Source organism: Paraburkholderia phymatum, from assembly GCF_038900715.1.
In the GTDB taxonomy this organism is placed as follows: domain Bacteria; phylum Pseudomonadota; class Gammaproteobacteria; order Burkholderiales; family Burkholderiaceae; genus Paraburkholderia; species Paraburkholderia phymatum_A.
The window spans coordinates 448,670-473,966 of sequence record NZ_JAYMRZ010000004.1; the positions used below are offsets into that span (position 1 = coordinate 448,670).

Consider the following 25,297-nt stretch of genomic DNA (forward strand, 5'->3'; position numbering starts at 1 on the left):
TGCGACTGAGCTAGCACGCTTGCGCCGTTGGCTCGTTGGGCTCGGCGGCGCGCTGCATGAGCTCGATAACAGGCCGCCAGTAAGCGGTCGAGTCGAATGCCGCAAGCGGGACCGCCGTATCGAACGTGAAGGTCAGCGCTTTTTCGTCATCGGTCAGCGGATCGGCGCTTGCAAGTTGCAGCGTGAGCGTCGACACATCGGCGTCGGATGCATCGCGCGGCCCCCGGTTGCGCGCCTCGATGCGTTCGATCAGCACCGATGGCTCGGCGTGAAAATCGAGCATGCGAACAGGAACGCCAAGGCGCTGCGCAAGCGCGACAAACGCGCTTCGGTGGACTCGCATGAGGAATGTCGCGTCGACGATCGCGCTGTATCCGTATTGAAGCACATCGGATGCGAGCCGATGCAGATGGTCGTATATCGCATCGCGTGCGATGTGCGTATAGTGCTCGACGCCGAGCCGGTCATTCGATGCACGCGGTGAAATAAGCCGCTTGCGCTCGACGTCGCTCGACAGATGCACCGCGCCGCTGATTTCAGCCAATGCGCGGCTCGCGACCGATTTGCCCGAGCCCGAATAGCCGTGACAGAGCAATAAAACAGGCCGTGGCCGCCGTATCTCCGTGCAGGCGACCTCGATATAGCGCTGCGTATCGAGCGCGGCATTGGCGGCGCTGCGCGTAGCTGCATTTCTGCCCTTGAGATGCGCGACCCACGCGCGCACCAGCGCGCGATATACGACGTACAACGGCATCGGCGCAAGCGCGGAATAATCACTGGATACTTCGAGCCAGCCGTTCAGCAGCCGGTTTGCCAGACGCGCCCCGGCACGCGCGCGCAGATCCATTACGAGAAATGCGACGTCGTTTGCGACGTCGATCCAGCGCAGCGCATCGTCGAAATCGATGCAGTCGAACATCGAGATCCGACCGCGCCAGCGCACCACGTTATCGAGGTGCAGATCGCCATGACAGCCGCGCACGAATCCATTGGCGCGACGTCGATCGAGAGCGGACGCGTGCTTGTCGAGTTGTTGCGCGCACCATGCGGATATCTCACGTAGCGCCGGATGACTGACGTTTGCCAGCAGCGATGCGTTGACGGCTTCGATCTGCGCGCGCAGCAGCGCAGCGCTGCCATATCGGGACGCAGGCACGTTATGCGGCGCATGCCGATGATAGTCCGCGAGCCGTTGAGCCGCGCCGTCGATATCGCGCGGCGTCAGCGCCTCATGTTTCGCGAGCGTCGAAAAGAGACTGGCCTCGTCGAAGCGCCGCATTTTCACGACGTATTCGATCGGGGTTCCGCTTGCGCCCAGTTGCAAGCGTCCAGCTTTGCGCGCGATGGGCAGCATGTCCAGATAGAGGGCGCGCGCGAGCGGCCTGTTCAGGCGCACCTGCGCTTCACAGCAGCGCCGTCGAGTGTCCGCCGCCGTGAAGTCTGCGAAGCCGGGCGCGACGGGCTTCATGATCTTGTACGCGAAGCGCCCGGCGAGATACACGACGGAGATATGCGTCTCGATCCTGACGGTCCTGCCCGCCGGATGGCGATACGTGCCAGGCCTTCGCATCGCCGCATCGAGCCCGCGCACGCTACGCTGCGCGGCCCGGATGCGGTTCGCCGCGTGCTGCGCACCGTGATGCACGGCATCAGCACGGCGATGGCGGGATTCAGGCACTTTGCGCTCTCGACGGCGCGTCATGCCTGTCTCCGGTTAGCGGATCTTGTGTCGCGTCGCCTGCGCGGCGTTGCGGACGCGGCGTTTTCGATTTCGCGCCAGAAGCCGCACAGGCCCGGATGCACGGCGTCGCGCCAGCGCTCGCCCGTAAAGAGGTCGTAGTGATTGCAGTGCGAAACGGTGATCTTCCCGCCCGCCAGCGCTTGCGACGTGTTGCACAGTTCGTGCGCGCAATGGGTTTGCCCTTGGCCCGCGATGTCGTCGTTGTCGCCCTCTATCGTGCACAGCGGCGTATCGCGAAGCGCCTCCGTCATCACGCGTTGTCCCGCGACCGACCACGTCTTGCGCGGCAGCAGATGTTCATGAAACACGACGCGAATGATGTCGAGAAAATAGCATTCCGCCATATCGAGCACGGCGGCGTACTCGTTCAGCGAACGCAGCGCTTGCAGCGCGCCGGACATGTCGCCTGCGAGCCAGCTTGCCCAGTAGCGGCCCTCCAGGCACAGATGCCGTTCCGGGTGCGCGGCGTTGATGGCCGCCTGCTGAACAAAGCCTGGATACACGCGCCGTCCGGCTCCGCGATACCGCGCGGGCACGGCGTCGATCGCGTTGGTGCGGAACCAGTCGAGCGTGTGCGAACAGGCGAAGCGGTCGATGAGCGTCGGATGCAGCCGCGTATCGATCGGCCCTCCCAGCAGCGCGACGCTGGCGAATGGAGCGTCCTGCGAGCTTGCAAGCAACGCGGCCGCCGCGAGCGCCGGCACCGTCCCCTGACAGACGGCCATCACGTGGACGGGCATTCCGTGCGCGCGAACCATGAGCATGAAGCGTTGGAGCGCGAGCACATAATCGTCGAGCGGCAGAGGGCCGGCTTCGAGCGGCACGTCGCGGGCGTCGGCCCAGTCGGTGATATAGACGTCGCGGTTTTCGAGCAACGTTTCGACCGTTTCGCGCATCATCACCGCGTGATGGCCGGCGAGCGGCGAGCACAGCATGACGGGCCATTTTCCGGCCGGCTCCGGCGCGATGCGATTGTGCGTGAACTTGCGCGTGAACTTGCGCAGCGTGCCGACGGGCAGCGTGTCGACGACGGATTCATCGATGGGAATCCGGCAGCCGTCGCTCGTGTCCTCGCTCGTGACGACATCGATTGCGAACGGCGGCGCCTGCTCGAACGCACAGGTGGATCTGAGCAACCAGTGACGGAACGCACTAGCCGCTTCGCCGGGCACGGCCCAGGGCGCTTGCGCAGCAGGCGGACACGCGCATTCTTCCGGCAGCCTTTCGGCCATCGCCCGGGTCAGGCGTCGTTGAGCATCGATGAGGGCATACCACATGATCGGCTCTGTGCATCCGTCGATAGCGCAGGTGGCGTTGCATACGGCGAAAGCCTGAGCATACATCGCGTGCGGCGTTCGGACGAGCGCGACGCCGCCACTTTTGCGCGCGCGCTCGCGCTCGCGCGCCCATAAGCGGCGCGTGCTGTCACGAGCGCGCGCGGGGTGCATGGACGGATGGCGTGTCGGGCTCGCCGAGGAGACGGCCGAGGATGCGCGGCGTCACATCGTCGACCATCGGGAACCGGGGCAAAGCCAGCAACGTCGAAGACTTTTCGACGCGGCGCGCGCTCAGCGTGAACCCCGCGACATAGCCGATCTCGCCCGCAACGCGCATGACGTCGACGTCGCAAACGCCGAATGGCCAGGCGAGCATGTCGGCGTGCGCGCCGAGTTCGGCTTCGATCTGTTCGCGCGAATCTTGCAGTCGTGCCGTCGCGAATCGCTCGAACGAAGCGGCCGATCGGCGGCTGCGCTCGACAGCGAAGTTCGGATGCCAGCCGGTGTGCGACTGCACATCGAACAGAGCCGTCGCGCGCAGCGCTCGCAATTGCTCCCAGGTCAGCGCACACGACGCCTTCGAGATCGCGGACGGATAGACGAAGAGCGTGACGGGCAACTGCTCGCGCTGCGCAATCGGCAACAGGCGTTCATAGACCGATTGCTGGGCGTCGTCGACGGTCAACGCAACGGCTTTCGGCGGCAGCGGCGCGCGCGGCTCGCGCAGCCACGCGACGATCCGGCGCAGCGGCACGATCTCGTAGCCGTGCTCTCGCAGGAAGCGCAGATGCGCGTTGAACGTGGCGACGCGCACGGCCGTCGAATCGTCGTCGGCGTCGGAAAAGCGGTGGTAGACGAGAACCGCGACAAGCGAGACGGCACCGTGCGAACCCGGCACCGCGAACGGAGCAGGAGCGGCGAGCAGCGTCGCAAGCGCCAGCAGACATGCGAACAGCAGCAGCCAGGCGGCGTCCCAATGCGCTGCTGCGCCGCAAGAGAGCTGCCAGCGAAGGGGAAGGGCCGTGTTCGCGCAGGCGGCCGCCCGAGGCGGGTGCGCCGCGATCCGCAACGGCCGTGCATCCGGGTGAAATACGAGCTTACTGCGTGACATGGCGGACCTCCGCGTGGTTCGACGGATGGCGCTCATTTCGCGCAACCGTAATGGACTCTGTCTGGTCATTTAAGCGTGGGCGCTCGACGTCGGCTTGATCTGAGTCAACGGGGCCGGGACGGATGCAGGGGACGGGCGAAGCGGCCCGTGCAGATCGCGAGTCGTTGATCGACATCAAGCGCCGAGCCGAGCCATCGACGATGCTGAGACTGTCATGCGTTTGTAGAAATGGAGACCGCAATGAAACAGGATGAAGCACTGCGGCAGCAGATCGAACAATCGTTGCGTTCGGATGCGACGATCGATGTGGGACAAGTCCGCGTGCACGTGCACGGCGGCGTGGTGACGCTCACGGGAACGGTGCCCAATGCGTTGCAGAAGCAGGTCGTCGAACAGACGCTGCGCGGTATCGTGAACTGTCGCGCGCTCGTGATGGAACTGTCGCTGCCGCCCGCGAGCGGCTATGTCAAATCCGACAAGATGCTCGCCGCGCGCATCGTCGCGACATTGTCGCAAGCGATGCATCTGCCCGCCGACCGCGTGCGCGTCGAGACCGAGCGCGGCTGCGTGACGCTCACGGGCTGGGTCGATACGGAAAAGCAGCGGCGCGCGATCGACATGCTGGTCGGCCGGATGGAAGGCGTCGTCGGCGTGAGCAACCGGCTCGCCGTATGCGAGCCGCCCGCCGACGACGTCGCCGCGCAGATCGCGCAGACGCTCAGCGAGCGTCTGCAGCGGGAAATCGAAAGCATATCCGTCGATACGCACGACGGCGTCGTGACGCTCTCCGGCACCGTCGGCTCGCTCGACGAAAAGCGCGCAGCGTGCCTCGCGGCGTCGCAGGTGCAGGGCGTGCGGCAGGTCGTCGACCGGCTGGGCGTCGCTTGAGATTCGATTTTGCCGCCTGTTCGGGCTGAAATCGCGCGAACTTCAGATGCGCACCACAGCGCGCTTGAACTCGGGCCAGTCGAATCGCTTCAGTCGACGCGACCGCGATCCAGCTTGCCGGACCAGTAGACGATCAGCACGACCGCGCCCGCCATGCCGCCCAGATGCGCGAAATGCGCGACGCCCGACGCTTCGCGCGAGACGCCAAGCACCAGTTCGAGCACGGCGTAGCCCGTGGCGAAGAGCCATGCAGGCATCGGAATGGGCGGGAACAACAGCACGACACGGCGCCTCGGAAACATCATCGCGTAGGCGATGAGTACGCCGAACACGCCGGCAGAGGCGCCGATCGTCGGATAGGCGTCGCCCGTCATCGACAGCGTCGTCAGCGTTTGCACGATGCCTCCACACGCGACGCTCGTCACGTAAAGCGCAAGCATTCGCCGGCCGCCGAGCACGCGCTCCACCTCGTTGCCGAACATGAACAGGCCCAGCATGTTGAACGCGAGATGCGTCACGCTGGCGTGCAGCGCGCTATACGTCAGCAGTTGCCAGGCGTGGAAAGCAGGCGCGCCGCTGCCCGCGGCGCGCAGCGGCCACAGCGCGAAGGCGTCGATCAGCCGGTTCGTATTGAGCGCCTCCACGGCGAACGCGAGCACGTTCAGTGCGATCAGCAAAAGAGTCATGAATAGCGGCTGTGGCGGGCGAGGAAATCGAGCATGTTGGTGACGCATTCAGGTTACTGCCCGCAAGTCACTGGCTGTTGATCTGCATCAGCCTCGTCGGGTCGCTGCGGACGGAAGCTCGAATCAGGTCGGATCGGCCGTTCGTGCGCTGGCCGGCGATGAAAAATCGAAGCGACGCATGCATCGAGAGCGTGCGTCGCATCAAACGCATCGAACGCATCGAACGCATCAAACGCATCGAACGCATCGACCCGGCTGAGATGCAAAGGAAATGGCGATGACCGATATGCTCACCGTTACGTTGAATCCCGCCGTCGATGTTTCGACGTCCGTCCATCGCATCGTCGATACGCACAAGCTCCGATGCGAAGCGGCGCAACGCGATCCTGGCGGCGGAGGGATCAATGTCGCGCGCGTGCTGCACCGTCTGGGCGCGCGATGTGCCGCGCTCTTTCTCGCGGGCGGCGATTATGGCCGGACGCTGTGCAGCCTGCTCGCGGCCGAAGGGCTGGATACACGCCGCGTGGAGATCGCCGGCGAGACACGCGAAAATTTCTCCGTCGTCGAATCGTCGAGCGGATTGGAATACCGCTTCGTTCTCCCGGGACCGTACGTGATGGCGAGCGAATGGGATGCCTGTCTGCGCAGCTTCGCCGCCAATCTGGACGGCGCCCGTTTTCTCGTGTTGAGCGGCAGCCTGCCGCGCGGCGTGCCCGTCGATGTCTACGCCCAGCTTGCGCGCGTGGCCGTTGCCGTGAGGCCGAACATCCGCGTGGCCGTCGATGCGTCGGGGCCCGCGCTTGCCGCCGTGCTGGACAGCGGACTCGTCGATATCGTCAAGCCGAGTCTCAGTGAGCTGCGCGAGCTGACGGGCTCGCCGCTGCCGGATGCCGACAGCCAGGCCGACGCGGCGCGGGCGTTGATCGCGGACGGCAAGGCGCGGATGGTCGCGCTGACGCTTGCGGAACACGGCGCGCTGCTGGCGACGCGCGACGAGACCTACCGCATGCCCGCGCTGAAAACCGAGGTGCGAAGCGCGATCGGCGCAGGCGACAGCTTTCTCGCCGGCATGCTCTGGGCGCTGGACCAGGGCGCGGTCCCACGCGAAGCGCTCGGTTACGGGACCGCCGCAGCCGCCGCAACGATGAAGCAGCCGGGTACGCGGCTTTGCGATGCGCGCGACGTGGTCCACGCGTATGTCACGGGGGAATCGCCTGTCGACGCACAGGCGGCCCGATCCGGGAACATGGTTACGGTTCCTGGCGACGAGAAGCGCGTCATGTTCTCACAACGACACGGCTAGGATTTTCGGACCCATGTCTCGCCTTCCTTGTCATAAGACCGCTTGACGGCCGCCCACGCGATCCGGTGAGCCGCCTCTTCGCGACGCGGATCGGCGGCATGCGCGTCGAACGCGTGATTGAACGCGGCGCGATAGATATCCTGGGCGTGAGCGGGCAGGTGATCCCGGACGGACGCCGGAAGATCCTCGTTTGTCTGATAGGGCATCGCATCTCCCGTTGGACACGTCGTGCACATGTAGCACGCCTGAACAGAAACCCAAGATGCTTTGACGCTTCGAGTCTCTGCAAGACGCGGCAAGCATCCCGCTTCTCGCGCCGATCCCGCCTCCGCCTCCATCCGAACGAGGCGCTTCGGAAGCGGCCCGCTTTTCGAATGCATTTGACAACAGACGGCTAGCTAATTATCTGTCGGTGCATCAGCGCGTGCAGTCCGGGTTGCAAACTTCATTCCACGTGACCTCGGCAGCGCGTCAACGTCGGCGGTTGACTTTGCCGTTCGCGTTTTTCCGGAACGCCATGCACAAGACTTCGATCCTTCGCGTCAGTCGGCTCCTACTCTTGCTGATGACGCTCGCCGTACTGTCGAGCGCGGCCGCCGGACAGATGCCGCCACGGACATCGCCACGGACACCACCGCCGACGGCCACGCCGCACAGCCTCACTGTCGGAGCGGTCGAAGAAGGCTGGCCCCCGCTTGTGATCCTGAACAACGGTCAGCTGTCCGGCGCCGCATTCGATTTCCTCAAGGCCGTTCTTGACCCGTCGACGCAGGTGCGGGTTCAGATCTTTCCGGACTTCGAATTACTGAACGCGGCCGTATGCGCGGGCTCTGTGGATATCGTGCTCGGCCTCCAGGGGCCGGGCCGACCGAGGCCCTGCCTGGTGCTTTCCGACGCGTATTTCGATTCCGACGTGCTGGTGGTCGGGCGCGCGTCGGATGCCGCGTCGGGCAGCATGCTTCCGCGCCTCGCCGGCAAGCGCATCGCCACGGAAGCGGGCTCTTACATCGAGCGGGTATCGCGTGACCGCTACCCGGATTCCATCTTCGTGCATGTGCCCAATCCGCACGCAGGCCTGAACGCGGTGCTGCACAACGATGCCGACGTCTATATCACGCTGGCGCCCGTTGTCGAATACGCACTGTCGCAGCCCGAGTTCGCCGGACTGGCGGAAATCAATCGCTACCGGGAAACGGAAAGCGGCGTCCATTTCGGCTTTCCCCTCGCGCGGCAAACGCTGCGCGACACGCTCAACGAGCGGCTGAACGCGCTGCCCGCCGATACCCGCGAGCGCATCGTGAGCCGCCGGATGGGCACGGGGCCGATCCAGCGGCAGATCGCGAAACCGTTTTTTCTGACGGATGACGAGCGCGCGTATCTGCGCTCGCTGCCCCCGTTGCGCGTAGCCGTCGATACGGGACTGGCGCCCTACGCGTATGTGGACGACGGTGGCGAGCCGCACGGCATGGCGCTCGACTATCTCCGCTATCTGGCGGACAAGCTGGGGATCACCTTCGTGCGCCAGCGTCTGCCCGACTTCACCGCGACGGTGGATGCGCTGCGATCCGGCAAGCTGGATCTCATCGCCGTCGCCGTGCCGGGCGATTCGGTGCTGCATGGCATGCCCGTGTCGCGTCCGTATGCGACGTTTCCCGTCGTCGTCGTGGGCGCGCGGGACACGCCCGCGATCGGCCAGATGCGCGAGCTCGACGACAAGCGCGTGGCCGTCACCGAGGGCGGCGGTCTGCGCTCGCTCGTGATATCGGCGGCCCCGCAGGCGCGCATCATTGCCGTTCCGGATATCGAAACCGGCATGAACGCCGTCGCCCACGGAACGGCCGATGTCTACGTGGACGATCTGGCGGCCGCCGACTACATGCTGCATCGGATGCATGGCGGCGATCTTCGCGTCATCGGCTCCGATGGCACGCCGCTACGGACGGGTATCGCGATGACGCCGGCGCTGGCCGCCCGGCTGATGCCGCTCGTCAACCGCGCGCTGGCTTCGATGCCCGACACCGAGCGGCTGGCGATCCAGAACCGCTATTTCGCCGCGGACTACTCGCTCGGACCGTCCTGGCGAGACATCGCCGCGAGGATTGCGCCGTTCGCGATCGCGATGCTGGTGGTGATCGCCGTGTTGTGGCGCTCGCGGCGGCTGCTGCGCAAGGAGGCGCAGGTGCGCCGCGAAGCGGAACTCCGGCTGCTCGACGTGACGAGCCAGTTGCCGGCGACGGCCTTCCAGTTTCGACGCGGGAAGAATCGCGATCCGGGTTACACGTGGCTGAGTGGAAATTCCGTCGAGCTGTTCGGCAAGACCAGCGCCGAACTGCAAGTCGGCGCGAGCATGTTGTCGTCCATCCATCCCGACGACCGGGACGCGCTTTTGGACGATCTCCGGAATGCCAGCCAGAGCTTGACGGCCGTCAGCCGCGAGGTCCGCGTGCAGCGTCACGACGCGTTCAGATGGACGCGGCTGCACGCGGTGCCGCAGAGAGCCGGCAACGGAGATCTCGTCTGGAACGGCTACTGGAGCGACGCGGAGCAGGAGCACGAATACGCGGCTGCGCTCGCCGCGGCCCGCGATGCGGCCGAGCAGGCGTCGCGCGCGAAGAGCGACTTTCTCGCGACGATGAGCCACGAAATACGCACGCCGATGAGCGCCGTGCTGGGCCTGATCGAACTGCTGGCTCACAGCAACCTTCGCCCCGATCAGACGGACAAGGTAAAGCTGATCTCGCAGGCCGCCGAATCGTTGCTACAGATACTGAACGACATACTCGACTACTCGAAGATCGAAGCCGGCAAGATCGTCCTCGAGCGCGCGCCCGTCGATATTCGCGAACTCTGCACGAGCAGCGTCGGCCTGCTTTTCTGGCGCGCGCAGGAAAAAGGCCTGAGGCTCGGGCTGTGCATCGACGCGGCCGTGGCGCCTCTGGTATGGAGCGACGGCGTGCGGCTGCGGCAGATTCTTTTCAATCTGCTCAGCAACGCGATCAAGTTCACCACGGAGGGCAGCGTCAGGCTCGACGTCGAACTGGCGGAAGAAGCCCATGACGTGCAAACCGTCGTGTGGCGTGTCACCGATACGGGCATCGGCGTCAGCGCCGAGCAGCAGGCGCAGTTGTTCCAGCCGTTCGTGCAAGCGGAAGCGTCGACGACGCGGCGCTTCGGCGGCACGGGCCTCGGGCTGTCGATCTGCCGGCGCCTCGTGGACATGCTGGGCGGCACTATCGGCATGGAAGGCGAGGTCGGCCGTGGTACGCGAGTGGAGTTTCGTCTGCCGCTGGAAGTCTGTCAGCGGGAGTTTCAGCGCTCTCCGCTGAGCGGCATCACGACGGGCCTGCGCGTCCGCGACGCCTATGTGCTGCGCAGCCTGACGGAAGCCGTGCGTACGCTCGGAGGCGTCGCGGTGACGCTCGACCCGGACGAGCCCTTTGGCACTGCCGGCACGTTGCCGGCGCAGTGTCAGCTGGTCATCGACGACCATCTGACGGCGGCAGAACCGACTTCGGACGAATGGCCTTCGGACGAACTGCTCTCGCACGATCGACACGAACCTGCCGTTCGCGAGCAGACGGGGCACGTACCCGTCATTCCAACGACGGCCGCGCCCAAGTCCAGCGGATATCTGCGGGTGGGGGACGTCTTTTATCTGGGCGTTTATCCCGTCACGTTGCAGGGCGTTTCCGGCGTATGCAACGCCGCACTGCACGGCGATGCGGAACTCGGGCTGGAGTCGCCTGCATCGGCGTTCACACCGGTTGCGCCGCGCAGCCGTGATGACGCGTTGCGCCAACGCGTTCTGATCCTGGTTGCCGAAGACAATCCGATCAACCGTCATCTGATCCGGCAGCAGCTCGCACTGCTCGGCTGCACGTGCGATGCCGTCGAAGACGGCGCGCAAGCGCTGGAGGCGTGGGAGTCCGCGGACTACGCGTTGTTGATCACCGACTGCCATATGCCGCAGATGGACGGCTACACGCTCGCGACGCGCATACGCGCCCGGGAAGACGGCGCGCGCCGGATGCCCATCGTCGGACTGACGGCGAGCGTCGGGCGTGAAGAGCGCGGCGAATGCGTTGCCGCCGGCATGGACGAGTGCCTTTACAAGCCGGCAAAGCTCAGTGATCTGGTCACATGCATCGCCCAGTTTGCGCCCCGGTGCCTGCCCGGTCCCGAGGTATCGGCGAGCCGGGAAGCGGTTGCGCCGGATGCCCTTGTGTGCGAAGCGGACGCAGGCCCGGGTTCAGCAGCGGTTGGCGCCGGGAAGGACTCAGGTTTCGCAGCCGTCGCTACCGAGACGAGCGAGGCAAGTGAGGCAAGCGAAGCAAGCGCTCTGCCGGATCTCGACTGGTCCGCGATCAACCAGAGCTTCGGCAGCAGCGGGCGCGACGAGGCGCTGATCGCCGTCATCGTCCAGACGATGGTCGCCGACGCGGACGAACTGCAACGTCTGCTGGGCGAGCCCGACACCGGGCCGGCTACGCTGCGGCAGTGGATTCATCGCGTCGACGGCGGCGCGTCGGTGCTCCGCTACGAACCGCTGAGGCGCGCGCTGCAGACGTTCCGCGCCAGCGTGCTGACCGACGATCCGCCGCAGTACGGCGCCGCAGGCGAACGGATGCTGCGCGAGTTGCGCGAGATTGCCGACCATCTCGCGCGTCAGTGAAGCGGCACCGGTGAATCCTGCGTCGCGCGCGCGACCGCGTAAGTGGCTGCCTGCACGCGCGAGCTGAGCTTCAGCTTGCGCAGAATGTGCTGCACGTGAATCTTGACGGTGGTTTCCGCAATGTTCATCGCGCGCGCGATTTCCTTGTTGGTCCGGCCTTGCGCGACTTGCGCAAGGATTTGCTCTTCGCGTGGCGACAGATTGCGGATCGGGTCTTCTTCGGACGATGCTTTCTCGTCCTTGCCTTGCAGCGATTGAAACGCGGTGACGAGCTTGCTGGTCATCTCCGGGCTGACGGTCGATTCGCCTGCCATCGTTCGCACGATCGCCGTGGCCATCACATCGCTGTCGACGGTTTTCAGCAGATAGCCGCGCGCGCCGCCGCGCAGCGCCGCGGCCAGATCGCTTTCGTCCTCGCTGACGGTCAGCATCAGCACGCGCGCCTGCGGCGCCGCTTCGAGCAGCCCCGGCAGCGCATCCACGCCGTTGACGCCCGGCAGATGATTGTCGAGCAGGATGATGTCCGGTTGCGTTTCGGCGGCGCGCCGATAGGCCTCGCCGGCATCGCCCGCCTCGGCGACCACTTCGAAGCGCGAGTCGGCGCTCAACAGCGCGGTGACGCCGCGCCGGAACAGCGTGTGATCGTCGACCACGAGCACGCGGATCAATGTCGGGTCTGTCATGCTGCCAGCCTCCTGCGGTCGGGCAAGGTGAGTGCGATGCGCGTTCCCGATCCGGGCATCGACTCGATCGATACGGCCGCGCCGATGCGCTCGGCCCGCTCGTGCATGATCCGCAAGCCGATGTGGCGATCGTTGTGCACCGTGCCGCTGACGAAGCCGCATCCGTTGTCGCGGACCGTTACGCGCCATTGCGGTTCCTGCTGCACGTCGAGCCACACCTCGGTTGCGTGAGCGTGCTTGCGGATATTCGACAGCGCTTCCTGAACGACGTGCAGCACCTGCACCTGAACGTCGGCCGGCAGCGGCACGCCGTGTCCTTCGACGGACAGATACGTCGCGAGCCCCGTCTGGTGCTCGAATTTTTGAAGCGTCGTGCGCAGCGCGGGAATGATGTCTTCGCCGCTCGTGCGCGTGCGGAAATTCAGCAACAGCTCGCGCACGTCGGACAGGCTCTCGTGAATGCCGGCATCGAGTTCGCCTACCGTCCGCTCGACGCGCGGCTCGTCCGCATGCTTGATCGCGCCGCGCAAGAGGCCGATCTGGATCTTCATGAAGGCGAGGCTTTGCGCGATCGAGTCGTGCATTTCGCGCGCAAGCAGATTGCGCTCGGCGGCGACGGCCGCTTCGCGCTCCAGCGCCCCCGCGCGCAGCCCTTCGAGCGCGACGGCGAGATGGCTTCCCATCGTTTCGATCAGCACGCGGTCCTCGTCCGTCAGCGTCGCGGGGGCGTTGAAGAACAGATCGAGTTCGCCGACCATGCGGTCCTGCAGTTTGACGGGCACGCCTATCACGGTGCTGAATCCGGCCTTCGAGCAGTGTCCGAGCGAGCCCGGATGACCGGCGCGAATCGGAATCACGCGCGTGCTCGCTTGCGCGTGTTGCTGGCCGCAATGGCAGCCGCCCGTCGGAATGCACTTTTCGCTTTCGGAAATCTCTGTCGGCAGGCCGTCCGATGCCACGAGTAGATAGCGCTGGTTCGCTTCGTCGGTCCATCGCACGGCGCTCGCATCGGCTTTCACGGCGAGCCGCGCCAGTCTCGCAAAGCCGCTTGCGAGTTCGTCGAACGTCGCCGCGTGCGCGGCAAACGCGCTTGCCTCGTAGAGCGTGCTGAGCCGGGCATTTTGCGCAGCGAGCCGTTCCGTCTTTTCCTCGACTTTCACCTCCAGGTTCTGGTACAGCTCCTGGAGCGTTTCGGCCATCCGGTTGAAGCCTTCGGACAGCGTGCCGAATTCGTCGTTCGAGTCGACTTTGACGCGCGCCGTCAGATCGCCTTCCCGCACGCGCGCGAGTCCCGTCTTGAGCCGTTCGAGCGGATTGAACACGAAGATATAGGCCGAATAGAGCAGCGTGACCGCGCTCGCAATCGTCAAGCCGATCATGAAAACCTGCAGCATGTTCAGGATCGCGGTCAGATAGGACAGACGCCCCTCGATGGCCGACACGAGCCGATCGATATGCTTGACGAAATCCTCGGCCTCGGCGGCAGCCTGCGCCGAATCGGGCGCGGGGGAAGCGGTCCAGTGGCCGCGCACCACGGTCCATGCGCGCTGCACGTCCGCGAACGCGGCCGTCGAGCGTGCGTCGTGCGGCACGAACAGCGGCCGCGCCGGATCGCCGTTGCGCAACAGCGCGACGCTTTGCTCGAACTGATCGGCTTGTGCCGCGATGTGCGCGGGGTCGCCTCGCGCGAGCGTTTGCGCGAGCCGCCAGGTCTGCATGCGCATGCGGCCCGCTTCGTTGACGGCGGCCGCGCCGCCTTCGAGCTGCCAGCTTGCCCACAGGGTGTAGCCGATCGAAACGGACGCCGCAAGCAGCAGCAAACCGCCGATGATGCCTAGCTTCGCCGCGAGAGTCTGGAATTTTTTCATTGACGTCGGTGGGGTGTACGAAACCGCCGGCCGGGAACTCGGCTGACGGTCGATACCCAGAGCCTTCCTCCGACAATGTGCCTTCGCCTGGCCGGGAGAAGACTGATCCAGATCAAGTGCGCGCGCCTTTGCTGTTGTGTCGTCAGGCTGGTTGCGCTGGTGACATGACAAAAGCAGGCGGCAAAGCGGTTGCGCGTGACCTGATGCGTCGAGTGCGCGCAACCTCGGGCGTGAGATCGCTACGCGTGCGCGAACAGCCCGAGCGGGCGATGCGTGACGGCAACCGACGCGATCAGCAGATACAGCGCGAGCGCGCATCCGAAGCTCACGCATTGGACGAACCGCGTGCGGCCGTGTTTCAGCGCGAACGTTCCGGCAACGATATAGGCAACGAGCATGAGCAGCTTGGTGCCAAGCCATGCGTCCCGAACGGGATTCAGATGCAGCATGATCCACAACGTGACGCCGGCCGCCAGCAGCGACGTGTCGATCATATAGCTGAGCCGGCGCCAGCCCGGACGCATCGGCCACGTTCGCCCGGTCAGCACGGCCGCGCCGCGCGTCGCGAACAGCAGGCCGCTGCTGGTCACGAACGACACATGAGCGAGCTTCACATACGGATAGAGTTCGATCAGCGGCATGGTGTGGGCAGGGCTTCGACAGACCGGGTTACTGGACGAGCGGCGTTGCGGCCGCTTCGATATCGACGCCGATGATATCCGCATGCGCGGCCTCGAGGCTGACATACTGACGCACTGCCGTCGCGAACGCCAATTGCCGCAGCGTCTGCGCGACGGCTGCACGCACCGTCTCGAAGTCTTGCTGCGCGCCGGGCTTGCGCGCGAGCACTTCCACCACATGCAAGCCGAAGCGCGTATGCACCAGCCGTGGCAATACGCCGATCTCCGTCTGGCCGAAAAGTTGTGCGGCAAATTCGGGTGCGCATTCGTCGGCGGCGAGCCACCCCAGGTCGCCGCCCGTCGCGCCGCTCGGGCAATTCGACAACTCGGCCGCCGCGCGGGCGAAGCGGTCATCGAAGCGGTCGTCTTTGCCCGCATCGCTGCATCGCACGTCGAGCAGGCACGCTTCCGCCCGCTGACGAAGCGCGTTGACATCCACGCCCTGCGTCACGGCGAACAGCACATGCCGCGCGTGCACGCGCTCGCCCACCGCGTAGCGGGCCGGGTGAGCGGCGTAGTAGCGGCGGCACGCGTCGTCGGCTGGTTCCGGCACGTGCAGCACGCGTTCGAGCAGCGCGTCGATGGCGGCCGTCGCCGCAGGGCTCGTTGCGCCGTCCGCGGATGAGGGGTCGTCCGCGTCGAGCAGTCCTTGTGCGATGGCCGCCTGCCGCAATAGTTCGGTGCACGCGCGCTGGCGCAGCGTTGCGGCGTCGAGCGCTTCATCGCCCCGATGAAGCGCTACGCCATTGACCGTTGCGACGTCCGTCAAATCGTTCTGCATGTTCGACTCCCTGAGTTCAGAGCTTGCGGGCCGACTGACCATGCGAGCGCAGGTTCAGCCGACGCGAACGCACGAGCTGGTATGGCCGGAACACATAGGCCACCGATGCGAAGCCGCTCCACACGTGCACGAGCCGGCTGAACGGGAACAGCAGGAAGATCGTCATGCCGAGCACGATGTGCAGCTTGAACGGCCATTCGACGCCAAGCAGGCCGCTCGCATCCGGGCGGAACGTCACGATACGCTGGGCCCAGTCGGCGAGCACGAGCATCGTGTGCGCGTCCGCGCGGTCGGCGAACGAGAAGGGCAGCGTGATCAGGCCGAGGCACAGTTGCACCCACAGGATCGCGAGAATCGCGATATCCGTGCGGCGGCTCGTGAGACGGATGCGCGGATCGGACAGGCGCCGGTGAAGAAGCAGCGTCAGCCCGACGAAGCAGATCAGTCCCGCCGTTCCGCCCGACATGATCGCGAGCAACTGCTTGTGTTGCGCGCTGATGAACGGCTCGTAGAGCGCATGCGGCGTCAGCAGGCCGACCGTGTGCCCGAACAGCAGGAACAGGATGCCGATGTGGAACAGGTTGCTGCCCCAGCGTAGCTGCCCGGCCCGCAAGAGCTGGGACGAATCGCTTTTCCACGTGTACTGGTCGCGGTCGAAACGGATGAGACTGCCCAACAGGAACACGGCGAGGCACAGGTACGGATAGACGCCGAAGAGGAAGTTGTGCACGGGGTTCATGCCGATGCTCCTTGCTCGGGTTGCGTAGGTTGCGCATGAGATTGCGCACGAGGCTGCATGCGGGATTGCGTTTGAAGCGACGCGTGCCCGTTTCTGACGATGCGCACGGGCTGTGGCTCGCCGGGGCGTCGCTGACCTTGGGACGAGCAGCCGTCGAAGGCGGCGGGCTCGCTCCATGTTTCGTCGAGGCCCGGCTCGCGCGGCAGTTCGACCGCGCGCACCGGCTCTCCCGCGAGGTCGAGCAGTGCGGCCAGCACGCTCGCATATGCGCTTTGCCGACGGGTCAATGCGCTGTAGATGTTGCGCAGGATATGCGCGACTTCGCCGAGCAGGCCCTTCGCGGATTCGGACGGCTGCGTCGATGCATATTCGAGCAGCACGGTCAGATGATCGGGCAGTTCATCGGACGCGAGATATAGCCCCGCTTGCTCGTAGGTCTGGATCAGATCGATCATCGCCGGACCGCGCTCGCGCGAGTCGCCGTGCACGTGCTCGAACAGATGGAGCGCGGTGCCGCGGCCGCGATCGAACAGATCGACGTAAGCGGCCTCGGTGTCGAAGCCGTCGTCGCGTAAAAGCGTATTGATGAGCGAGTCGATCTCGCCAAGCCGTTGCTCGCAGAGCGTGGCTTGTGCATGCAGCGCGTCGCGCATCTCGGGCAGGGCCGCTCGCAACGCCGCATCCGGATAGTCGAGCAGATGGGCGAGCACACGCAGCGTCGTCTTGAGCGAAGGCTGATCGGTATGAATGGTCGACATGGCTCAGACCTCCACGCGAATCGGAATCGTGCGCTTCTTCTCGCTTCCGAACAGGCTCGTTTCCGTGACGCCCTCCGAACAGCCGTTGCCGAAGCTGAACCCGCAGCCGCCGCGCACATTGAACGCGTTCTCCGCGTATTCGCGGTGCGACGTCGGAATGACGAAGCGGTCTTCGTAGTTCGCGATGGCCATCACGCGATACATCTCGTCGACTTCCGCGGCGCTGAGCCCAACTTGCTGGAGCACCGCGTGGTTTTCGCGTCCGTCGACGTGACGGCCCCGCTGCCACGCGCGCATGGCCAGCATACGTTCGAGCGCGCGCACGACGGGCGCGGTGTCGCCGGCCGTGAGCAGGTTCGCGAGGTATCGGACGGGCACGCGCAACTGGCTCACGTCAGGGATTTCGCCGTTCGCGCTCACGTGCCCCGCGTTCGCCGCGGCCGTGATGGGCGAGAGGGGCGGCACGTACCAGACCATCGGCAGCGTCCGGTACTCGGGGTGCAGCGGCAGCGCGACCTGCCACTCGACGGCCATCTTGTAGACCGGGCTCGTGCGAGCCGCGTCGAGCCAGTTTTGCGGCACGCCGTCCTTGAGCGCCTGTGCGATGACGGCGGGATCGTGCGGATCGAGAAAGACGTCGAGCTGCGCCTGATACAGGTCCTTGTCGTGCTCGACGCTCGCCGCCTGTTCGATGCGATCGGCGTCATACAGCAGCACGCCCAGATAGCGGATGCGCCCCACGCAGGTTTCCGAGCACACAGTCGGCTGGCCGGCCTCGATGCGCGGATAGCAGAAGATGCACTTCTCCGCCTTGCCGCTCTTCCAGTTGTAGTAGATCTTCTTGTATGGGCAGCCGCTCACGCACATGCGCCAGCCCCGGCACTTGTCCTGATCGATCAGCACGATGCCGTCTTCTTCGCGCTTGTAGATCGAGCCCGACGGGCACGACGCGACGCACGCCGGGTTCAGGCAGTGCTCGCACAGGCGCGGCAGATACATCATGAAGGTGTTTTCGAACTGACCGTAGATGTCCTTCTGGATATCGTCGAAATTGCGGTCCTTGCTGCGCTTGCTGAATTCACCGCCCAGAATCTCTTCCCAGTTCGGCCCCCAGACGATCTTCTCCATGCGCTGCCCGGTGATCAGGCTACGCGGCCGCGCGGTGGGCGCCGCCTTCATTTCAGGCGCGCGATGCAGGTGGTCGTAGTCGAACGTGAAGGGCTCGTAGTAGTCGTCGATCTGCGGCAGATTCGGGTTCGCGAAGATCTTCATCAGCAGCTTCCACTTCGCGCCCTGACGCGGCGCGATCGAACCGTCCGCGCGGCGCTCCCAGCCGCCATTCCACTTGTCCTGGTTTTCCCATTCCTTCGGGTAGCCGATACCCGGTTTTGTTTCGACGTTGTTGAACCATGCATACTCGACCCCAGGCCGGCTGGTCCACACGTTCTTGCAGGTCACGCTGCAGGTATGGCATCCGATGCACTTGTCGAGATTCAGCACCATGCCGATCTGTGCGCGTACTTTCATCATTGACTCCTTCTGTTCGTCGGCAGGTCAGGGGTTTTCGCCCTGGGTCTGGTATGCGCGCGCGAGATCGTCATCGCGCGGAGTATCCAGCCAGTCGACGTTCTTCATCTTGCGCACCACCACGAACTCGTCGCGGTTCGTGCCGATCGTGCCGTAGTAGTTGAAGCCGTAGCTCAGCTGCGCGTAGCCGCCGATCATGTGCGTGGGCTTGAGGACGATGCGCGTGACGGAGTTGTGGATGCCGCCCCGCACGCCCGTGATCTCCGAGCCCGGCGTGTTGATGATCTTTTCCTGCGCGTGATACATCAGCACCATGCCGGGATTCACGCGCTGGCTGACCACGGCGCGCGCGGCAATTGCGCCGTTGATGTTGAAGAGCTCGACCCAGTCGTTGTCCTCGATGCCGGCGCGCCGCGCGTCGTCCTCGCTCAGCCAGATGACGGGGCCGCCGCGATTCAGCGTGAGCATCAGCAGGTTGTCGCTGTACGTGCTGTGAATGCCCCATTTCTGGTGCGGCGTGATGAAGTTCAGGACGACCTCCGGATGACCGTTCGGCTTGATCTCGTGAATACCCGACGTGGCCTTCAGGTCCACGGGCGGGCGATAGCTCGAAAAGCCTTCGCCGAACGCGATCATCCACGGATGGTCCTGATAGAACTGCTGCCGTCCCGTGAGCGTGCGCCAGGGAATCAGTTCATGCACGTTCGTATAGCCGGCGTTGTAGCTGACCGTCTCGCTTTCGATGCCGCTCCACGTCGGCGAGCTGATGATCTTGCGCGGTTGCGCCTGCACGTCGCGATAGCGGATCTTTTCGTCTTCGCGATAGAGCGCGAGGTGACGGTGATCGCGGCCGGTCGCCTTCGACAGCGCTTCCCATGCCTTCACGGCAACGTGTCCGTTCGTTTCGGGCGCGAGTTGCAGGATCACTTCGCACGCGTCGATGTCGGACACGATGCGCGGCATGCCCTTCGTCGAGCCTTCCGCTTCCGTGATGCCGTTGAGCTGGCCGAGCTGCGTGACTTCCGTTTCCGTCTTCCACGCGATGCCCTTGCCGCCGTTGCCCACCTTGTTCATCAGCGGGCCGAGCGCGGTGAAGCGCTTGTACAGGTTCGGGTAATCGCGCTCGACCACGGCGACCTGCGGCGCGGTCTTGCCCGGAATCAGCTCGCATTCGCCCTTGTGCCATTCCTTCACGTCGAACGGTTGCGCGAGTTCGGCGGGCGAGTCGTGCATCAGCGGCGTGAGCACGACGTCCTGCTCGACGCCGAGATGCCCGACGCACACTTCGCTGAAGGCCTTCGCAAAACCCTTGTAGATTTCCCAGTCGGAGCGCGACTGCCAGACGGGATCGACGGCGGCCGAAAGCGGATGGACGAACGGATGCATGTCGCTGGTATTGAGGTCGTTCTTCTCGTACCAGCTTGCGGTCGGCAGCACGATGTCCGAGTACAGGCACGTCGTGCTCATGCGGAAGTCGAGCGTCACCAGCAGGTCGAGCTTGCCTTCGGGCGCTTGTCCGTGCCACTTCACTTCGGTGGGACGCGCGTCGTCGTCGCCGAGATCTTTACCCTGCACGCCGTTTTCGGTGCCGAGCAGATGCTTGCAGAAATATTCGTGACCCTTGCCCGACGAGCCCAGCAGATTCGAGCGCCACACGAACATGTTGCGCGGCCAGTTCTCCGGCGCATCGGGGTCTTCGCAGCTCATCTGGAGGCTGCCGTCGTGCAGCCCGTTCGCCACATAGTCCTTTGCTTCGATGCCCGCAGCGGCGGCGTCCCTCGCCAGATGCAGCGGGTTGGTCCGCAGTTGCGGCGCGCTCGGCAGCCATCCCATGCGTTCCGCGCGCACGTTGTAGTCGATCATGCTGCCGCCGTAGACCTGCCGGTCCGCGAGCGGCGAAACGATTTCCTCCATGTCGAGCTTCTCGTAGCGCCACTGGTCCGTGTGCGCATAGAAGAAACTCGTGCCGTTCATCTGGCGCGGCGGGCGCGCCCAGTCGAGCGCGAACGCGAGCGCCGTCCAGCCCGTCTGAGGACGCAGCTTTTCCTGGCCGACGTAGTGCGCCCAGCCACCGCCGCTCTTGCCGATGCAGCCGCACATCATCAGCAGGTTGATTACGCCGCGGTAGTTCATGTCGGCGTGATACCAGTGATTCATCGCCGCGCCGATGATCACCATCGAGCGGCCTTGCGTCTTGTCCGCGTTGCTTGCGAATTCGCGCGCGACGGTGATGATCTGATCGCGCGGCACGCCTGTGATCGACTCGGCCCAGGCGGGCGTATAGGCGGCGTTGTCGTCGTAGCCGGCCGCGCCGCTGCCGAGGCCGCGATCGATGCCGTACTGTGCGGCCTGGAGGTCGAACACGGTCGCCACCAGCGCGTCGCGGCGCTCGCCTTCCTTGCCGAGCGGCAGGCGCACGGCGGGCACGCGGACGTGATTGATCTGCCCGTTCAGCGGATTGGCCGTGAAGTGCGGCGACTCGACACCGCCGAAGTAGGGCAGCGCGACATCGACGATCTCATGCGCCTGCTCGCCGTCTTCGAGCACGGAGAGCTTGAGCTTGACCTGTGCGTCGTGGCGCGCTTCCTTGTCTTCGAGATTCCATTTGCCCGTGTCGTCGCCGTCCTGCGCGCCCCATCGAAAGCCGATCGAGCCGTTCGGCAACACCGCGCGGCCGGTCGCGTCGAACGCGATCGTCTTCCATTCGGGGTTGTTGCTTTGGCCGAGCGCGCCGTTGAAATCGCTCGCGCGCAGGTAGCGGTCCGGCACGAGCGTCGTGCGGCCGTCGGGCAGCGTGTGCTCCTTGAGCATCACCAGCATCGGCAGGTCGGTGTAGCGCCGCGCGTAGTCATCGAAATAGGCGCTGCGAGTTTTGAAGTAGAACTCGTTCAGCACGATGTGGCCGAACGCCATCGCGAGCGCCGCGTCCGTGCCTTGGCGCGGATGCAGCCACAGGTCCGACAGTTTCGCGACTTCGCTGTAGTCCGGCGTCACGGCGACGGTCTTCGTGCCCTTGTAGCGGACTTCGGTGAAGAAGTGAGCGTCGGGCGTGCGCGTCTGCGGAACGTTGCTGCCCCACGCGATGATGTACGAGGAGTTGTACCAGTCCGCCGACTCGGGCACGTCGGTCTGCTCGCCCCAGACTTGCGGGCTGGCGGGCGGCAGGTCGCAATACCAGTCGTAGAAGCTCATGCACACGCCGCCGATCAGGCTCAGGTAGCGGCTTCCCGCCGCGTAGCTGACCATCGACATTGCCGGAATCGGCGAGAAGCCGATCACGCGGTCGGGACCATGCTTCTTGATCGTGTAGACGTTGGCCGCGGCGACGAGCCTGTTCACTTCGTCCCACGTGCTGCGCACGAAGCCGCCCATGCCGCGCACCTTCTGATAGTCGCGCCGGGCGTCGGCGTTCTCGACGATCGATGCCCACGCATCGACGGGATCGCGATGCACGCTGAGCGCCTCGCGCCAGCGCTTGAGCAGCCGGCCGCGCACCATCGGATGCTTGATGCGGTTCGCGCTGTACAGGTACCACGAATACGACGCGCCGCGCGCGCAGCCGCGCGGCTCGTGGTTCGGCATGTCCCAGCGCGTGCGCGGGTAGTCGGTCTGCTGCGTTTCCCACGTGACGATGCCGCCCTTCACGTAGATCTTCCACGAGCAGGAGCCCGTGCAGTTCACGCCGTGCGTGCTGCGCACGATCTTGTCGTGCGACCAGCGGTTCCGGTACGCGTCTTCCCAGGTGCGGTCTTCACCTGTGGTCAGACCGTGGCTGTCCGCGAAGCGCTCCTTGGGCAGCGCGAAGTGGCTCAGTCGGTCGAGAAAGTGGCTCATATGATTGCGCTCCGGGGTTCAACAGGGCATCGGTGCATTGCGGCGGGCGTAGTGCCACCAGGTCAGCGCGATGCAGATCAGGTAAAAGGCGATGAAGGTGTACAGCGCGGCCTGCGGGCCGCCCGTGATGGCGATCGAGCTGCCGTAGCTCTTCGGGATGAAGAAGCCGCCATAGGCCGCGATCGCCGCCGCGAAGCCGAGCGTGGCGGCTGCTTCCGTATTGCCTTCCTTGGTTGCGCGCTGCACCGCCTCGCGGTCGTTGGCGTCGACTTCCTTCAGCTTCGAGGACAGGAAGATCACCGGGATCATGCGGAACGTCGAGCCGTTGCCGATGCCCGTCGTCAGGAACAGCACGAGAAAGCTCACGAAGAAGCCAGAGAAAGCGCCGCCCGACGGACCCGACGGCAGGAACCAGAGGACGCCGCCCACCGCGCACGCCATCACGACGAAGTTCCACAGCGTCACGCGCGCGCCGCCGAGCTTGTCCGCGAGCCAGCCGCCGAACGGCCGGACGACGGCGCCGACGAGCGGCCCGAGCCACGCATACGCGAGAGGATTCACGCCCGGGAACTGGCTCTTGATCAGCAGCGGAAATCCCGCCGCGTAGCCGATGAACGAGCCGAACGTGCCGAGGTAGAGAACGCACATCAGCCAGTTGTGCTTGCGTCGGAAAATGACGGCCTGCTCGGCGAACGACGCCTTGGCCTCCGCGAGATCGTTCATGCCGAACCACGCGGCCAGCGACGCGATCGCGATCCACGGGACCCAGATGAACGCGGCGTTCTGCGTCCACACGTGCGAAATCTGGCCGTCCTTGACGATGCTTTGCGGATCGCCGGCGAATACGCCGAAGATCCCCGCCGTCACGACGAGCGGACTGAGGAACTGCACCACCGACACGCCCAGGTTGCCGAGCCCGGCATTGACGCCGAGCGCCGAGCCCTTGCGCTCGCGGGGGAAAAAGAAGCTGATGTTGGCCATGCTCGAACTGAAGTTGCCGCCGCCGAAGCCGCATAGCAATGCAAGCGAGAGCATCGTCGGATAGCTCGTGGACGTGTCCTGCACCGCGATGCCGATGCCGATTGCCGGGATCAGCAGCGATGCTGTGGAAATCGCCGTCCAGCGTCGACCGCCGACGAGCGGCACCATGAACGAATAGAAAATGCGCAGCGTCGCGCCGCTGAGCGCGGGCGCGGCGGCGAGCCAGAAGAGCTGGTTGGTCGAATAGCGGAATCCGAGCGTCGGCAGGCTCACGGCCACGACGCTCCACACCTGCCAGATCGCAAACGCGAGGAAGAGGGCGGGAACCGAGATCCACAAGTTGAGCTTGGCGACGGCTTCGCCCTCGCGTTCCCAGAACGCTTTGTCCTCGGGTGTCCAGATTTCGATCACGCGGCCGCGCCGCGTCGATAACGGTCTTGAACTCATCGTGCTTCTCCTTTGATACGTCCCGGTGCGCATGAGCAGCACCACGGGACGGCATGCAAGTCGCTGAGCACGATTGTGTTCGCCCGGCAGCGGGATGAATATCAGCCGGATGGTTAGTCGGGGCGATCCGTTGGAACTAGGAAAAACGGGCCGGACATAGTTCTTTCGAACTATGTCGATCGCGCAGTGGCCGAAGATTGAGATGGATCAATGCGATGAACGGGACTTTCAGAGTGGGCGTCGGGCTTGCATCAACGGGCGTTTGCCGGGCCGATTATCGACAGCGCCGAATGGAGAATGCGCGCGTCAACCGGTTGAATATCCGCAGTCGATGTAAACGAAACCCGATATACGCGCACGCCATCGCAAAATTCGAAATCCTTCTATAGGACTGAGCCGTCAAAAGACTTGAAATAACGATCAGCCAGTCGTCACCGCAATGCGGCTGGTGAATATGCTCCGATTTCGGCCTTGCCGCCCCGTGTGGGGCGGCATTTTTTTGTTTCGCGATTTTGGCCGTCGCAGCGGGCCGGAGCGTGGAGCGACGCAGATGAGCGTCCGTCATGCAATGCAATGGAAATCGATCACCGCGTAGCGCGCGAAATCGACATTCTTCTATATCTCGATGAATGCGGCTTTTTTACAGTCTGAATAACGCGTGGACGCGAGCAAAAACGGACGCATTCGTCGCGCGACGCAGCGGGTAATGCACGCCTCGCGGCCTTTAACGCCTATCGCCATTCAGCTATCTTTCTTCGACCAGGTCCAATGTATGTTCGCTTCCAGGCAATTCAGCCCAACATTGCGAAAGTGGTGTGAAGGAGTGGGTGACGCTTCGATCATTCTGCTACCGGCATTTTTCTTGCTGTCGCTTGCGCTGCTCGGCTCTTTGAGTCTGCACGGCAAGGCGTCTCGCGCGATGGTGTCGGCTACGCTCGCGTTTTCTGCGGCGATGGTCGTCGTGACAGGGATGCTGCTGGCCGCGAGCGAGCAGCTTCGGCGATCATCGCAGCTCCCCAATCTGCCGCGCATGCTGTCATGCGGCCTTGAGCCGTCGATGCAGCATGCGGTGCACGCGTCCGTCGGCGAAGCTCAGGGATGCCAGGGAGCATCGCCAGATTGCGCGCTGTGCGCAATGGGCGGCGACAGCTTGCGCCTGGCTTGCGAGCACCGCGCCTGCTGCGGTGGCGGGACGGCATGCAACGCTTCATTTTCGTCACGGCCGAAGGAGTTTATTCGCATTTCTGTTCACAATGAACAGCGCACATTCGACTCGCGGGTTTCTCAATAAAACCTGGCATGTCTTACAATGGATAGGGTC

General features: G+C 64.8%; 19 protein-coding genes. 5 read left to right on the forward strand and 14 right to left on the reverse strand.

What is annotated here, in order from left to right; translation table 11 throughout:
- Nucleotides 1-10: 10 nt before the first annotated feature.
- The 3 genes from VSR68_RS10745 to VSR68_RS10755 all read right to left on the reverse strand — a co-directional run bounded on the left by VSR68_RS10745 (nucleotide 11) and on the right by VSR68_RS10755 (nucleotide 4,129).
- A complete protein-coding gene (locus tag VSR68_RS10745; RefSeq protein WP_342939807.1) occupies nucleotides 11-1,702 on the reverse strand; it encodes an AAA family ATPase in 1,692 nt (563 codons plus the stop codon).
- Nucleotides 1,699-3,018, reverse strand: a complete 1,320-nt coding sequence (phaZ, locus tag VSR68_RS10750; RefSeq protein ID WP_342939808.1) for a polyhydroxyalkanoate depolymerase — start codon at nucleotides 3,016-3,018, stop codon at nucleotides 1,699-1,701. The genes VSR68_RS10745 and phaZ overlap by 4 nt, the downstream gene beginning before the upstream one ends.
- A gap of 148 nt (nucleotides 3,019-3,166) precedes the next feature.
- Nucleotides 3,167-4,129 carry a polysaccharide deacetylase family protein gene (locus VSR68_RS10755; protein WP_342939809.1) on the reverse strand — a complete coding sequence of 321 codons (963 nt, stop codon included), beginning with the start codon at nucleotides 4,127-4,129 and terminating at the stop codon, nucleotides 3,167-3,169.
- A 240-nt stretch (nucleotides 4,130-4,369) separates the two neighbouring features.
- On the opposite strand from VSR68_RS10755, the gene VSR68_RS10760 reads away from it, so the two are divergent.
- Nucleotides 4,370-5,017, forward strand: coding sequence for a BON domain-containing protein (locus tag VSR68_RS10760; protein WP_342939810.1), 648 nt, complete (start codon nucleotides 4,370-4,372; stop codon nucleotides 5,015-5,017).
- 89 nt (nucleotides 5,018-5,106) lie between these two features.
- On the opposite strand, the gene VSR68_RS10765 is transcribed toward VSR68_RS10760, so the two are convergent.
- Nucleotides 5,107-5,703: a rhomboid family intramembrane serine protease gene (locus VSR68_RS10765; RefSeq protein WP_342939811.1), complete on the reverse strand. Its 597-nt coding sequence runs from the start codon at nucleotides 5,701-5,703 to the stop codon at nucleotides 5,107-5,109.
- A gap of 11 nt (nucleotides 5,704-5,714) precedes the next feature.
- Between VSR68_RS10765 and VSR68_RS10770 the strand changes: the two genes are divergently transcribed.
- Nucleotides 5,715-5,984, forward strand: a complete 270-nt coding sequence (locus VSR68_RS10770; protein WP_342939812.1) for a hypothetical protein — start codon at nucleotides 5,715-5,717, stop codon at nucleotides 5,982-5,984.
- Nucleotides 5,981-7,006 (forward strand): 1-phosphofructokinase family hexose kinase, encoded by a 1,026-nt coding sequence (locus VSR68_RS10775; RefSeq protein ID WP_342939813.1) that lies wholly within the window; start codon nucleotides 5,981-5,983, stop codon nucleotides 7,004-7,006. The genes VSR68_RS10770 and VSR68_RS10775 overlap by 4 nt, the downstream gene beginning before the upstream one ends.
- Here the strand turns inward: VSR68_RS10775 and VSR68_RS10780 are convergent.
- Complete coding sequence (locus VSR68_RS10780) at nucleotides 7,003-7,212, reverse strand: ChaB family protein (protein WP_342939814.1); 210 nt, start codon at nucleotides 7,210-7,212, stop codon at nucleotides 7,003-7,005. The two genes, VSR68_RS10775 and VSR68_RS10780, sit on opposite strands and share 4 nt — an antisense overlap.
- A 311-nt stretch (nucleotides 7,213-7,523) precedes the next feature.
- Here VSR68_RS10780 and VSR68_RS10785 point away from each other — a divergent pair, with 311 nt between their 5' ends.
- Nucleotides 7,524-11,678 carry an ATP-binding protein gene (locus VSR68_RS10785; protein WP_342939815.1) on the forward strand — a complete coding sequence of 1,385 codons (4,155 nt, stop codon included), beginning with the start codon at nucleotides 7,524-7,526 and terminating at the stop codon, nucleotides 11,676-11,678.
- On the opposite strand, the gene VSR68_RS10790 is transcribed toward VSR68_RS10785, so the two are convergent.
- The 9 genes from VSR68_RS10790 to VSR68_RS10830 form a co-directional block, all read right to left on the reverse strand.
- Nucleotides 11,672-12,361, reverse strand: a complete 690-nt coding sequence (locus VSR68_RS10790; RefSeq protein ID WP_342939816.1) for a response regulator transcription factor — start codon at nucleotides 12,359-12,361, stop codon at nucleotides 11,672-11,674. The two genes, VSR68_RS10785 and VSR68_RS10790, sit on opposite strands and share 7 nt — an antisense overlap.
- Entirely contained in the window at nucleotides 12,358-14,229 is a 1,872-nt protein-coding gene (locus VSR68_RS10795) for a type IV pili methyl-accepting chemotaxis transducer N-terminal domain-containing protein (protein ID WP_342939817.1), read from the reverse strand. Before VSR68_RS10795 ends, VSR68_RS10790 begins: the two co-directional genes overlap by 4 nt.
- 239 nt (nucleotides 14,230-14,468) lie before the next feature.
- Complete coding sequence (locus tag VSR68_RS10800) at nucleotides 14,469-14,870, reverse strand: SirB2 family protein (protein WP_342939818.1); 402 nt, start codon at nucleotides 14,868-14,870, stop codon at nucleotides 14,469-14,471.
- 28 nt (nucleotides 14,871-14,898) lie between these two features.
- Entirely contained in the window at nucleotides 14,899-15,690 is a 792-nt protein-coding gene (locus VSR68_RS10805; protein ID WP_342939819.1) for a peptidylprolyl isomerase, read from the reverse strand.
- 16 nt (nucleotides 15,691-15,706) lie between these two features.
- Nucleotides 15,707-16,429 (reverse strand): respiratory nitrate reductase subunit gamma, encoded by a 723-nt coding sequence (gene narI / locus VSR68_RS10810; RefSeq protein ID WP_342939820.1) that lies wholly within the window; start codon nucleotides 16,427-16,429, stop codon nucleotides 15,707-15,709.
- Complete coding sequence (gene narJ, locus VSR68_RS10815; protein WP_342939821.1) at nucleotides 16,426-17,187, reverse strand: nitrate reductase molybdenum cofactor assembly chaperone; 762 nt, start codon at nucleotides 17,185-17,187, stop codon at nucleotides 16,426-16,428. Before narJ ends, narI begins: the two co-directional genes overlap by 4 nt.
- A 3-nt stretch (nucleotides 17,188-17,190) precedes the next feature.
- Entirely contained in the window at nucleotides 17,191-18,714 is a 1,524-nt protein-coding gene (gene narH / locus VSR68_RS10820) for a nitrate reductase subunit beta (protein ID WP_342939871.1), read from the reverse strand.
- 27 nt (nucleotides 18,715-18,741) lie between these two features.
- On the reverse strand, nucleotides 18,742-22,548 hold the full coding sequence (locus tag VSR68_RS10825; protein ID WP_342939822.1) for a nitrate reductase subunit alpha: 3,807 nt from the start codon (nucleotides 22,546-22,548) through the stop codon (nucleotides 18,742-18,744).
- An 18-nt stretch (nucleotides 22,549-22,566) separates the two neighbouring features.
- On the reverse strand, nucleotides 22,567-23,976 hold the full coding sequence (locus tag VSR68_RS10830; RefSeq protein WP_342939823.1) for a NarK family nitrate/nitrite MFS transporter: 1,410 nt from the start codon (nucleotides 23,974-23,976) through the stop codon (nucleotides 22,567-22,569).
- A gap of 658 nt (nucleotides 23,977-24,634) precedes the next feature.
- On the opposite strand from VSR68_RS10830, the gene VSR68_RS10835 reads away from it, so the two are divergent.
- A complete protein-coding gene (locus VSR68_RS10835) occupies nucleotides 24,635-25,267 on the forward strand; it encodes a hypothetical protein (protein ID WP_342939824.1) in 633 nt (210 codons plus the stop codon).
- Nucleotides 25,268-25,297: the final 30 nt, after the last annotated feature.

Bases quoted from the DNA above. Each gene is read 5' to 3' on its own strand.
- VSR68_RS10745 (WP_342939807.1), bottom strand. From the start codon at position 1,702: ATGACGCGCCGTCGAGAGCGCAAAGTGCCTGAATCCCGCCATCGCCGT.
- phaZ (WP_342939808.1), bottom strand. From the start codon at position 3,018: ATGTGGTATGCCCTCATCGATGCTCAACGACGCCTGACCCGGGCGATG.
- VSR68_RS10755 (WP_342939809.1), bottom strand. From the start codon at position 4,129: ATGTCACGCAGTAAGCTCGTATTTCACCCGGATGCACGGCCGTTGCGG.
- VSR68_RS10760 (WP_342939810.1), top strand. From the start codon at position 4,370: ATGAAACAGGATGAAGCACTGCGGCAGCAGATCGAACAATCGTTGCGT.
- VSR68_RS10765 (WP_342939811.1), bottom strand. From the start codon at position 5,703: ATGACTCTTTTGCTGATCGCACTGAACGTGCTCGCGTTCGCCGTGGAG.
- VSR68_RS10775 (WP_342939813.1), top strand. From the start codon at position 5,981: ATGACCGATATGCTCACCGTTACGTTGAATCCCGCCGTCGATGTTTCG.
- VSR68_RS10780 (WP_342939814.1), bottom strand. From the start codon at position 7,212: ATGCCCTATCAGACAAACGAGGATCTTCCGGCGTCCGTCCGGGATCAC.
- VSR68_RS10785 (WP_342939815.1), top strand. From the start codon at position 7,524: ATGCACAAGACTTCGATCCTTCGCGTCAGTCGGCTCCTACTCTTGCTG.
- VSR68_RS10790 (WP_342939816.1), bottom strand. From the start codon at position 12,361: ATGACAGACCCGACATTGATCCGCGTGCTCGTGGTCGACGATCACACG.
- VSR68_RS10795 (WP_342939817.1), bottom strand. From the start codon at position 14,229: ATGAAAAAATTCCAGACTCTCGCGGCGAAGCTAGGCATCATCGGCGGT.
- VSR68_RS10800 (WP_342939818.1), bottom strand. From the start codon at position 14,870: ATGCCGCTGATCGAACTCTATCCGTATGTGAAGCTCGCTCATGTGTCG.
- VSR68_RS10805 (WP_342939819.1), bottom strand. From the start codon at position 15,690: ATGCAGAACGATTTGACGGACGTCGCAACGGTCAATGGCGTAGCGCTT.
- narI (WP_342939820.1), bottom strand. From the start codon at position 16,429: ATGAACCCCGTGCACAACTTCCTCTTCGGCGTCTATCCGTACCTGTGC.
- narJ (WP_342939821.1), bottom strand. From the start codon at position 17,187: ATGTCGACCATTCATACCGATCAGCCTTCGCTCAAGACGACGCTGCGT.
- narH (WP_342939871.1), bottom strand. From the start codon at position 18,714: ATGAAAGTACGCGCACAGATCGGCATGGTGCTGAATCTCGACAAGTGC.
- VSR68_RS10825 (WP_342939822.1), bottom strand. From the start codon at position 22,548: ATGAGCCACTTTCTCGACCGACTGAGCCACTTCGCGCTGCCCAAGGAG.
- VSR68_RS10830 (WP_342939823.1), bottom strand. From the start codon at position 23,976: ATGAGTTCAAGACCGTTATCGACGCGGCGCGGCCGCGTGATCGAAATC.